The sequence below is a fragment of the Nitrospirillum bahiense genome (assembly GCF_007828025.1).
GTDB classification, from domain to species: domain Bacteria; phylum Pseudomonadota; class Alphaproteobacteria; order Azospirillales; family Azospirillaceae; genus Nitrospirillum; species Nitrospirillum amazonense.
Genome location: NZ_VITO01000044.1, coordinates 1 through 9,674 on the forward strand (window position 1 = coordinate 1; position 9,674 = coordinate 9,674).

Below are 9,674 nucleotides of genomic sequence, written 5' to 3' on the forward strand. Positions count from 1 at the left end.
GTCCGCTCTTCCGCCCAGTTCAACAAGACCGCCACCGTCGCCGTCACCGTCCCCGCCAACGCCCAGGCCATCGCCGGCAGCTACACCGACACCCTCACCATCACCATCCAGGGCCGCTGATCGCCTACAACCACACCGGTTCGGCTGACCAAAACGGCCCCGCCTGGATCACCCGGGCGGGGCCGTCGCCATTTTGCGGCCTAAATCCTTGATCTTCTGAGCGGGGTGTTTTCGCCGGGGCCACTCGGTTAATCTGTGGCCAGTACCGCCGGGGCAGGCGGCACCTATACCGTTGTTATTAGGGGCAAGGGCGTGACTGTGAACGAACGCGGCGCGCGCCCGGTGCGCAACGCGCCGGCCGCCAGGTCCGGGTCTGGCAATCGCGGGCCCGCCAATCGGGGACCCGCCAAGGGGGGCGTCACCTCCCGCTTCATCGGCACGACGCTGGCGGGTGTGCTGGCCACCGTCGCCCTGCTGTGGTTCGTCGTCTCCGCCGGCGGCAACTGGCACTTCTATTACAATCCCGAGGGCCTGCTGATCGTGCTGGGCGGCGTCGTCTGCGTGGCGCTGCTGGCCTTCCGGGGGGACGAGATCCGCGCCGCCCTGGGCGCCCTGGTCGGCATCGTGCGCGACCGCGACAGCATCCGCGCCGATGTCGCCGAACTGATGGAGGTCGCCCGCCACCTGCATGAGAAGCGCATCCAGGCGGCCGACGACCGGGCCCAGCGCGTGGCCCACCCCTTCCTGCGGCTGGGCCTGCAGATGGTGGTGGACGCCCAGCCGCTGGAAGACCTGCTGCAGGTCATGAACTGGCGCATCCAGAAACAGATGGAGCTGGAGGCCGGGCAGTCGCGATTCTTCCGTACCCTGGCCACCTTCTCCCCCGCCTTTGGCCTGCTGGGCACGCTGGCCGGCATGGTCGGCATGCTCAAGCACCTGGGCGAGGGTGACATCGGCCTGATCGGCGGCAGCATGGCGGTGGCGATGTTGGCCACCCTCTACGGCCTGGTGCTGGCCAACCTGGTGTTCAAGCCCATCGCCATCAAGCTGGAACAGCGCACCGGCCGCCGGGTCGCCCTGATGAACGTGCTGCTGGAGGGTGTGGTGCTGACCCACCTCGGCCGCTCCCCCACCATCATCCAGGACAGCCTGGACCATTACCTGCGCGACGCGCGGGAGGAGGATTGGGGTGGCGCCTAGCGATCAGTCCGGCGGCGGGTCCGGCGGTGGCGGCGATCCCCCTCCGCCACCCAAGCCCCGGCACACCGCCCGCGTCTATGCCTCCGGCCTTCCCGTACCGCCGCCGGTGATGCCGGGCACCGCCGCCGCGCCGCCGCCGGTCCCGGCCAAGCCGCCCGGCCGGCCGGGCGGGCATGCCCGTGGCCATGCCCGCGGCGGCCGCCCGACCCAGCACCGCACCGTCCCCGGCCGCATGCCCGGCGAACCGGCGGAGGAGTCGGAGGAGTGGGTCATCAGCTACATGGACATGGTCACGCTGCTGATGATCGTGTTCCTGGGCATGGTGGCCATCCTGGGCATCAACGGCCGGCTGAAGCTGAGGTCCGACAACAACCAGCCTGGCGCTGGCCGCGTGGCCGTCTCGGCCAATCCGGTGGGCGCCCCCGCCCGCGACATGGCGAAGAACCCGACGGCATCGTCCATGTCCAGCCCCACCTTACCGCCGGTGCCCCCCTATCCGCCGCAGCGCCCGCCCCAGGATGCCCTGCCGCCCGATACGTTACCTGGGGCTGGTCCGGCGGAGGAACCGACGGAGGAGGCCAAGCGCCTGGCCCAGGATCTGGAGGCGCAGGACCTGCCACCCGACGTGCAGGTCACGCCCCGGGGCCGGGGCCTGTCCATCGAGATCAAGGACCGGGTGCTGTTCGCCTCCGGCCGTGCCGATCTGGGCGACGAGGGCCAGCAGATCCTGGCCCGCCTGGTGCCGGTGCTGCAATCCCTGAAGGGCATGGTGACGGTGGAGGGGCACACCGACAGCAACGCCATCAGCACCGCCCGCTTTCCCAGCAACTGGGAACTGTCGGCCGCCCGCGCCGCCGCCGTGGTGCGCATGCTGATCAGCGACGGTGTGCCGGCCAACCGCCTGCGGGCGGTGGGCTATGCCGATACCCGGCCGCATGTTTCGCCCCCGGGCGCCAACACCGACCCGAACGCGCCGGACCATGACCGCGCCGCCGACCGGCGCGTCACCTTGATCGTCGAGACGCCCTGACCGGCGCGGCCTTCGGTGCCGCCGGGAATGGCGCGTCGCGCCACGCACCGGGCGCCAAGTCCTCCAGTGTCCAGTCGCCCACGGCCCAACGGACCAGACGCAAGGTGGGGAAACCCACCGCCGCCGTCATGCGGCGGACCTGGCGGTTGCGCCCCTCCCTCAAGGTCAGCTCGATCCAACTGGTGGGGATGGCGGCGCGGTAGCGGATGGGCGGGTCGCGGGGCCACAGGGCCGCCGGCTCTTCCATCAGGCGCGCGCCCGCCGGCAGGGTGGGGCCGTCCTTCAGCGTGACGCCCCGGCGCAGGGCCGCCAGCGCCGCCTCATCCGGCACGCCCTCGACCTGCGCCCAATAGGTCTTCGCCAGCTTGTGCTTGGGGTCGGCGATGCGGTGGATGAAGGGGCCGTCGTCGCTCAGGACCAGCAGGCCCTCGCTGTCCCGGTCCAGCCGCCCGGCCGGATAGACGCCCGGCACGTCGATGTAGTCCTTCACCGTCGCCCGGCCGCTGTCATCGCTGAACTGCGACAGCACGTCATAGGGCTTGTTGAACAGGATCAGCCGAGGCATGTCAGCCCCGCCGGGCCCCAGAGGCCGCCGGCCCAGGGGTTGCCAGGGCGTGCACCAGGATGGCGGCGGTGGCCGAGACGTTCAGCGACTGCACCTGGCCGCTGCCGCGCAGAGTGACCAGCTGGTTGCAGGCCTGCAGCGTGGTGGCGGGCAGGCCCACCTCCTCGTTGCCCAGGATCAGGGCGGCGGGCTTGGCGTTTGGCATCGATAGTGCGGCGGCCGGGTCGGGATGGTCGCCCAGGGCGGTGCCGACGATGCGGTAATGGGCGCGCAGGTGGCGCAGGCTTTGGGCGAAGCGCGGCAGCTGGTAGAGCGTCACATACTCGAACCCGCCCTCGGCCACCCGGTAGGCCGCCTCGGAGGGCAGGGCCTGTTCGGCATGGTCGGACAGCACCAGGCGGTTGATGCCGAAGAAGGCGCAGGTGCGGACGATGGCGCCCAGGTTGTGCGGGTTGCCCACACCGTCCAGGATCATCAGTGGCTCCCCCGCCGCCGCCCATCGCGCCGCCTCGTCGATGTCCAGGGGCAGGACGGGGCGCGGGGCGGCCACGGCCACCACGCCGCCATGCAGGGGCGTGCCCGCCACCTTCTCCATCTCCTCCGCCGGCAGCAGGCGGTAGACCTTGCGCGCCTGCGCCAGGCCGGCGCAGTAGGCGCCCACCTTTTCCTTCATGCGATCGTCGAAGAACAGCCGCTCCACCCGGTCGGGGTCGCGCGCGAACAGGGCGGCCACCGCCGGCAAACCCAGGACGCGGAAGGCCTTGCGCCGGGTGTTTTCGCCAATCACCGACTCGGCGGCCGGCTTGCTGGCGGGCTGGGGGGCGGCCTTGGACGGCCCTTTGGCGCTGCGGGGGTCCGGCATCCCTGGTCCTCGATCGCGAATGGCTGTGATGGGGCCGCATGAAGCGCGTGGACCCTCGCGGGGTCAACTCGTTTTGTGTCAACCCAGCAGGCGGCCCAGCCGCACACCGGTCCTGTCCAGCAATGCTGCGAAGGCGTCACCCGACAGATAGGCCTGTTCCACCTGGCGGCTGGCGACCACCGGGTCCAGCCCGGCCAGCACCTCGTCCGGCAGGGCCGGGTGCACCATGACCAGGGCGCGGTCTTGGGCGGGGGCGAGGAACTTGGCCATCAGCGCCGGGAAGTCGCGGCCGGGGCCGAAGTCGTAGACGCCGCGGAAGCCCCGGTTGGTGGGGATGCCGCGCCGGGCGGCGGCGGCGGCCAGCCCACGCGCCAGGCTGGCGATGACCAGGGCCTTCACGCTGTCCACCCCGCGTGCCAGCACGGCGGCGACGGGCTCGGCACAATCGCGGACATAAACGCTGCCCGGGGGATAGCGGTGGGCCACGGCGTCCAGCACCAGGCCGCGCACGCCGGGCAGCAGGTGGACATGCTGGTGCCCATCGACGTGGGAGGGCGGCCGGCCGGCATGGGCCTCGAACAGATCCAGCTGGCGCCCGATCTCCGCCTTCAGGTCGGCTTGGGATGCGGCGTCCATCAGCCGGCCGGTCAGGGAGCGGATCATCAGATCGCCCACGCTGCCGAAGCGGCCGGTGGGTGCCAGGGCCGGGCAGGGGCCGGCGGGTTCCTGGTCCGTCAGGGTCAGGTGCAGGCCGATGTCGGCCCGGTCCGCCACCTCCGCCAGCCAGGGCGCGTGCTGCGGCCAAAAGGGCGTGGCGGTCATGCAACTGGTGCCCGACAGGCGCCCCTGGCGGATCAGGGCCAGGATGCCTTGGGAAACACCCGGGGACAAACCGTAGTCGTCGGCGTTCAGGACTATGGTCGCGGTCATGGCGTGCGTCCCTCGGCCAGCAGCGTCGGGATTTCCGGGTTGGTGTCCATGCCGCTGGGCAGAGGGGCGGCCGGGTCGGTGACCCAGGCCAGGATGTCTTGCCAGACGATCTGGGCGTGCAGGTCGCGCAGCATCATGTGCCAGGCCGTGGGGTAGAAGGCGATGCGCGGGCCCCCCTGGCTGGCGTCCGGCAGGTGGGCCAGGGCCTTGCACATGGGCTCCCGGGGGATTAGCTCCTCATGCTGGCCGTACATCACCAGCGACGTCACCTTGAAGCGCGGGGCGGCATCCATGGCGGCATCCATCAGGTCGGTCAGGCCCTCCAGCGCGTCCACGCGGGTGGCCTTCACCACCAGGGGGTCGCGGCCCAGGGCGATCAGCATGGGGATGTTGTCCGACGCCTGCACATGGATCAGGCCGCGCGGCGGCGTCAGGCTCAGCCAGGGCACGGTCCAGTTGGCGATGGCCAGGGCCCAGCGCTGGTAAAAAGGCATGGTGCCGCGCGACCAGACGGCCGGCGCGGTGAGGATGACGCCCTTGAAGCCCGCCGGCAGGGCGTGCCCCGCCAGGCCTGTCATCAGCACGGCCCCGCCCATGCTCTCCCCCGTCAGGAACAGCGGCGTGTCGGGATAGCGGTCGTGCAGGGCGGCGGCGGCGTCCCACATGTCGCGCACCATGACGTCGCCGCCGGCCCAGACGCCGGGGTGCGGATTACGGCCGAAGCCCCGCTGATCGTAGGCATAGGTCGCCACGCCATGCTGCGCCCACCAGCGGCCAGGGGCGTCATAAGAGTTGGCGTAGTCGTTGAAGCCGTGCAGCGCCAGGATGACGGCCCGCGGCGGACCTTCCGCAGGCAGCCAGGACTGCGTGGGCAGGATGGCGCCGTCGCGCGCGGTGATCCCCGCCGTCGTCAGCTGAGGGGTGACCACCACCGGAGGCCCGGCCACCCGGGCGGTGGGGGCGCAGGCCGTGACAGACAGGCCAAGTGCTACCGCCGCCAGCCAGCGGGGGCGCCAGCGCGGTGCGGTGGGGGAAAGGGCGTTGTCCTCAGCCCGCGCCATTGCCGGCGGGCGCGCGGGTCAGCTGCAGGAAGATGTCCTCCAGGTCCGACTCCTTGGTGCTGAGGTCGACGATGGTCAGGCCGGCAGCGGCGATGGCGTTCAGCACCTCCCCCACCTTCACGCGGCTGGGCGGGTACTGCACCGTCAACTGGCGGCCTTTCAATGTGACCTCGAAGCCGGCCAGCGTGCTGGGCACCTCGGTCAGATCCTGGTCCACCACCGCCACCAGGTCCTTGCGGTCCAGGGTGCGCAGCAGGCGGTCGGTGCTGTCGCACGCCACCACCTGGCCGTGGTTGATGATGGCGATGCTGTCGCACAGCTCCTGCGCCTCTTCCAGGTAGTGGGTGGTCAGCACCACGGTGGTGCCGGCGCGGTTCAGTTCGCGCACATGGGCCCACAGCGACTGGCGCAGTTCCACGTCCACGCCAGCCGTGGGCTCGTCCAGTACCAGCACCGGCGGGGTGTGCACCATGGCCTTGGCCACCATCAGGCGGCGGCGCATGCCGCCCGACAGGGTGCGGGCATAGGCATTGGCCTTGTCCTTCAGGCCCACCGCCTCCAGCAGGCGGTCGGTCTGCCGCTCGCGCTTGGGCACGCCGTACAGGCCGGCCTGCAGGTCCAGCAGCTCACGCGGGGTGAAGAACGGGTCCATGTTCAGTTCCTGGGGCACCACGCCGATGGCGGCGCGGGCGGCCCGCGGGTCCTGGTCGATGTCGATGCCCCAGATCTTGGCGGTGCCGCCGCTCTTGGTGACCAGGCCCGCCAGGATGTTGATCATGGTGGACTTGCCGGCGCCGTTGGGACCCAGCAGGCCATAGACCGAGCCGCGGGGAATCGCCAGGTCGATGCCTTTCAATGCCAGCTTGGCCGGCGCCTTGCCGGAGGCCTTGTAGGTCTTGGTGAGCCCACGCAGCTCGATCGCCAGCTCGGGCGGGCTGCCGTTGGGGGCGGACGGGGCGGGTTGGGTGTCGGGCGCGCGCGTGTCGGGCATGGGGTCGGGACGGTCCATGATGACGGGGCCGGGAAACATGCGGGCCCGAAAAAGGGGAAAACCCGGGAAAGCCGGGGCCGAAAAGGCGTACACCCCCGCCTTGACCACGGTCAACCACGGCCATCACACCCCCCACCAAGGAGGTCCGCGCGAGGCGGAACCGGGCGGGGCGCCTCACGCTTGATCCGGCGGCGCGCTTGGCTATGATCCGGGCGTCGGCGGGACGTTCGTCCCGCCCTGGACCTTTATTATGGAGCGCCCGAGGCCATGCAGCCGATTGAGACGATCTATGTCGATACCCCGTCCGTCGGGTGCGATGGCGGGGGCGGCGCCCTGGGCCATCCGCTGGTTTATCTGACCATGGAAAAGGAAGGCACGATCGACTGCCCCTATTGCGGCCGCCATTTCGTCCTGTCCGAGGCCGGCAAGGCCCACGCTGGCCACGGCCACTAAGTCGGGCCGCCACCGGTCAGGCCGCCACCCGGTCAGGCCGATTGGCCCGGTTTCCACGCGCCAGGGCGGCGGGGCCTGACCGGCCGCCCGGCGCGGGGACCTATTCTTCCGCATCAATAGCGAGGCGCGACTCGCCGGGTTATACCAGGGCCAGTAGGTTCGCCGGCTCCGCACCTCAATGTTTGGGGCGCGAACCATTTCTTGTCATGGCAAGCGATGGCCCCCGTCCCACCCCCGTCCAAAGCCGCGCCCCCTTCTGGCACCCCGGCCCGGCTGCCGCTGGCCAAGCTGCCCTTCGTCGGCCTGCGCCGCGATGGCGCCCTGGGCTATTGGGTCATGCCGACGGACAGTGACGTCGCTGTCGGCCCGGCCGCGGTAGGCCTGGGCCGTACCTATGCCGCCTGGTTCCTGCTGTATGCCGAGATCAACGGCCGCGACGCCGCGCGCACACTGCTTGATACGATTGAGCGGGAGATGCCCTCACGCTATCCCGCCGTCGACCGCGCCTTCCTGAGGGAGATCGCGGGGCGGGGATTCTCACAAAGCGCTGCGTGAGGTAATGCCATAATCTCTCGCCCAGGTTGCTTTTGGCCTAGTCGGCCGTTATCGTTACCGATGATAACCATTTGTGAACGGCCGGCCTGATATGCTCGGCGGATTGGCTTGGCGGTGCCATCGACAATTTGTGGAAAATTGTTGGCAATGCTAGGCTCTATGGGAACGCCGAAAGGATCGCCGCGGTCGTGCTTGAGGAATTCAGCATCAGCCTGTTCGTGATCGCGCTGCTGGGCGCGGTCGGCATGGTGGCCATGGTGCTGTTCCGCCAGACCCTGCTCTACGCTACCCGCAACGCGGTGGCGGAACTTGAGGGCAAGGTGGCCAGGACCCGCACCGCCTTGGATGAGGCGGTGAAGGCGCATGACCAGAACCTGGCCCGGGGCCGCGACCTGGCGGAGGAGCGGCGCATGATCCAGAACCAGCTGGCGGAGGCGCAGCGCCGGCTGATCGCCGCCCAGGCCGATAATTTCGAGCTGATCCATGAGGTGGGGGAGCCGGGCACCGGACGCCGCCTGTACACCGGCAGTCTGGCCCTGGGCCCGACGCTGACCATCAATCAGACGGCCACCACCCACAGCCATTTGCGCGGCTGTCCCCACGTGGTGGAGGTGTGGGCCGAGAATCAGGCGGAGGCCATGCGCCTGGCCCGTCAGGCCTTTCCCGAGTTGGCGGGCTTCATCCTGTCCAGCATGCTGCCGGTGCCGGATGGTGCGGCCCAGCAGGCGGCGGCCTCCTGATGTCGGCGGCCCTTCTCGCCAATATCGGCCTCATCATCCTGCTGCTCTATTCGCTGATCCAGTTCGCGTTGACGGCGCGCAACATCGAGGATGATCGCCGCGTGAGGGAACGCCGCCTGGGTCGGCTGGAGGAGGAGCTGGGCCACGTCACCGCCGCCGCCAACGAGGCCAAGGCCACGGCCGAGGGCAGCGCCCGCGAGGTCGCCGGCCTGGAGGAGGCGGTCGCCACCCTGCGCGCCACCCGGGCCGAGGCGGATGCCAAGCTGCGGGAACTGCAGTCCGCCTCCCGCCGCCGCTTGATCGTGCCGGACAAGACGGTGCTGGTCCACGGCCGGCTGTGGGAGGTGACGGTGGTCCCGGCCGCGAACAGCGTCGCGGCCAACACCGACGGCGCGGATGCCGCCGGCGTGAGCGAGGGGGCCCAGGTCTATTTGTTCGGCGCCACCACCGATCGTGACGCCCGCTTCCGCGCCGAGCAGCGCTTTCCCACCAGCTTGGGCTATCGTGTCCAGAAGGTGGAGCGTTTCAAGCGGGGCTGAATCCCATGTCCGTGCCGTCCGACCCGTCGTCACCCGGCGATGAAGGCGACTTCGTCATTCCCGCCACCGTGCCGCCCTTCTTCGGCCGGCCGGGCATGGAACGCGCCCTGCTGCTGGCGCGCGGCGTGCGCCGCATGCTGATCCACCACGGCATGCGCTCGATGCTGGAGGTGCCGCTGGCCAACAACCGCCGCGCCGATATCCTGGCCTTGGCCGGTGACGGCACGGTCACCATCATCGAGATCAAAAGCTCCGTCGCCGATTTCCGCGCCGACCACAAATGGGGCGACTACCTGGAGTTCTGCGACCGGTTCTACTTCGCCGTGGGTGAGGACTTCCCCCAGGAGCTGATCCCTGAGGAATGCGGGCTGATCGTGGCCGATGGCTACGGCGCCGAAATCCTGCGCCAAGGGCCCGAGGTCAAGCTGAACGCTGCCCGGCGCAAGACCCTGCTGCTGCGCGTCGCCATGCAGGCCTTCCAGCGCCTGCACCAGGTGGAAGACCCAAGGCCGACGGCGTTTTGATGCCGTCCCTCAGACGCCGGGCGCCCGCATCCGCGGGCTGGGCTTGTCCTCGAATTTCAGTCCGCTGACGCTCCCCGAAATTCTCCGGCGGCCGCAGTCGCGGCCTACAGCGGCATGATGCAGGGCCTCATACCAAGGAGCGCTGATGGCGACTCTCACTGAGGGGATTCCCTTCAGGCGGATTTTCTGATTCACCAGAGCAAGCACAGAGGAGGCTTGCGATG

The 9,674-nt window shown here is 70.0% G+C and carries 13 protein-coding genes; 7 read left to right on the top strand and 6 right to left on the bottom strand.

The features are described from left to right. Positions 1-312: 312 nt before the first annotated feature. Positions 313-1,200, top strand: coding sequence for a motility protein A (locus FBZ88_RS29985; RefSeq protein ID WP_246138916.1), 888 nt, complete (start codon positions 313-315; stop codon positions 1,198-1,200). Further along, the gene (locus tag FBZ88_RS29990; protein ID WP_145620652.1) at positions 1,190-2,230 is read left to right on the top strand and encodes an OmpA/MotB family protein; all 1,041 of its coding nucleotides are present in this window, start codon (positions 1,190-1,192) and stop codon (positions 2,228-2,230) included. Before FBZ88_RS29985 ends, FBZ88_RS29990 begins: the two co-directional genes overlap by 11 nt. Here FBZ88_RS29990 and FBZ88_RS29995 read toward each other — a convergent pair. The 5 genes from FBZ88_RS29995 to FBZ88_RS30015 all read right to left on the bottom strand — a co-directional run bounded on the left by FBZ88_RS29995 (position 2,205) and on the right by FBZ88_RS30015 (position 6,639). Continuing rightward, positions 2,205-2,795 (bottom strand): rRNA large subunit pseudouridine synthase E, encoded by a 591-nt coding sequence (locus FBZ88_RS29995; protein WP_145620653.1) that lies wholly within the window; start codon positions 2,793-2,795, stop codon positions 2,205-2,207. The genes FBZ88_RS29990 and FBZ88_RS29995 overlap by 26 nt on opposite strands. A 1-nt stretch (position 2,796) precedes the next feature. Next, a complete protein-coding gene (locus tag FBZ88_RS30000; protein WP_145620654.1) occupies positions 2,797-3,657 on the bottom strand; it encodes a TrmH family RNA methyltransferase in 861 nt (286 codons plus the stop codon). Positions 3,658-3,735: 78 nt separating this feature from the next. Then, a complete protein-coding gene (locus tag FBZ88_RS30005; protein WP_145620655.1) occupies positions 3,736-4,587 on the bottom strand; it encodes a ChbG/HpnK family deacetylase in 852 nt (283 codons plus the stop codon). Further along, complete coding sequence (locus FBZ88_RS30010; RefSeq protein WP_145620656.1) at positions 4,584-5,648, bottom strand: alpha/beta hydrolase; 1,065 nt, start codon at positions 5,646-5,648, stop codon at positions 4,584-4,586. The genes FBZ88_RS30005 and FBZ88_RS30010 overlap by 4 nt, the downstream gene beginning before the upstream one ends. Then, the gene (locus FBZ88_RS30015) at positions 5,635-6,639 is read right to left on the bottom strand and encodes an ABC transporter ATP-binding protein (RefSeq protein WP_211102856.1); all 1,005 of its coding nucleotides are present in this window, start codon (positions 6,637-6,639) and stop codon (positions 5,635-5,637) included. Before FBZ88_RS30015 ends, FBZ88_RS30010 begins: the two co-directional genes overlap by 14 nt. A 267-nt stretch (positions 6,640-6,906) precedes the next feature. Here FBZ88_RS30015 and FBZ88_RS30020 point away from each other — a divergent pair, with 267 nt between their 5' ends. From FBZ88_RS30020 to FBZ88_RS30040, 5 genes are all read left to right on the top strand, one after another. After that, positions 6,907-7,092: a zinc-finger domain-containing protein gene (locus FBZ88_RS30020; protein ID WP_145620658.1), complete on the top strand. Its 186-nt coding sequence runs from the start codon at positions 6,907-6,909 to the stop codon at positions 7,090-7,092. A 216-nt stretch (positions 7,093-7,308) separates the two neighbouring features. After that, entirely contained in the window at positions 7,309-7,647 is a 339-nt protein-coding gene (locus FBZ88_RS30025) for a hypothetical protein (protein WP_145610532.1), read from the top strand. A gap of 188 nt (positions 7,648-7,835) precedes the next feature. Beyond that, the gene (locus tag FBZ88_RS30030) at positions 7,836-8,387 is read left to right on the top strand and encodes a hypothetical protein (protein ID WP_145620659.1); all 552 of its coding nucleotides are present in this window, start codon (positions 7,836-7,838) and stop codon (positions 8,385-8,387) included. After that, positions 8,387-8,926, top strand: coding sequence for a hypothetical protein (locus FBZ88_RS30035; protein WP_145620660.1), 540 nt, complete (start codon positions 8,387-8,389; stop codon positions 8,924-8,926). Before FBZ88_RS30030 ends, FBZ88_RS30035 begins: the two co-directional genes overlap by 1 nt. A gap of 5 nt (positions 8,927-8,931) precedes the next feature. After that, positions 8,932-9,450, top strand: a complete 519-nt coding sequence (locus tag FBZ88_RS30040) for an MmcB family DNA repair protein (RefSeq protein ID WP_326487158.1) — start codon at positions 8,932-8,934, stop codon at positions 9,448-9,450. A gap of 9 nt (positions 9,451-9,459) precedes the next feature. Here the strand turns inward: FBZ88_RS30040 and FBZ88_RS30630 are convergent. After that, the coding region (locus tag FBZ88_RS30630; RefSeq protein ID WP_211102857.1) for a hypothetical protein at positions 9,460-9,674 on the bottom strand (215 nt) is incomplete at its 5' end.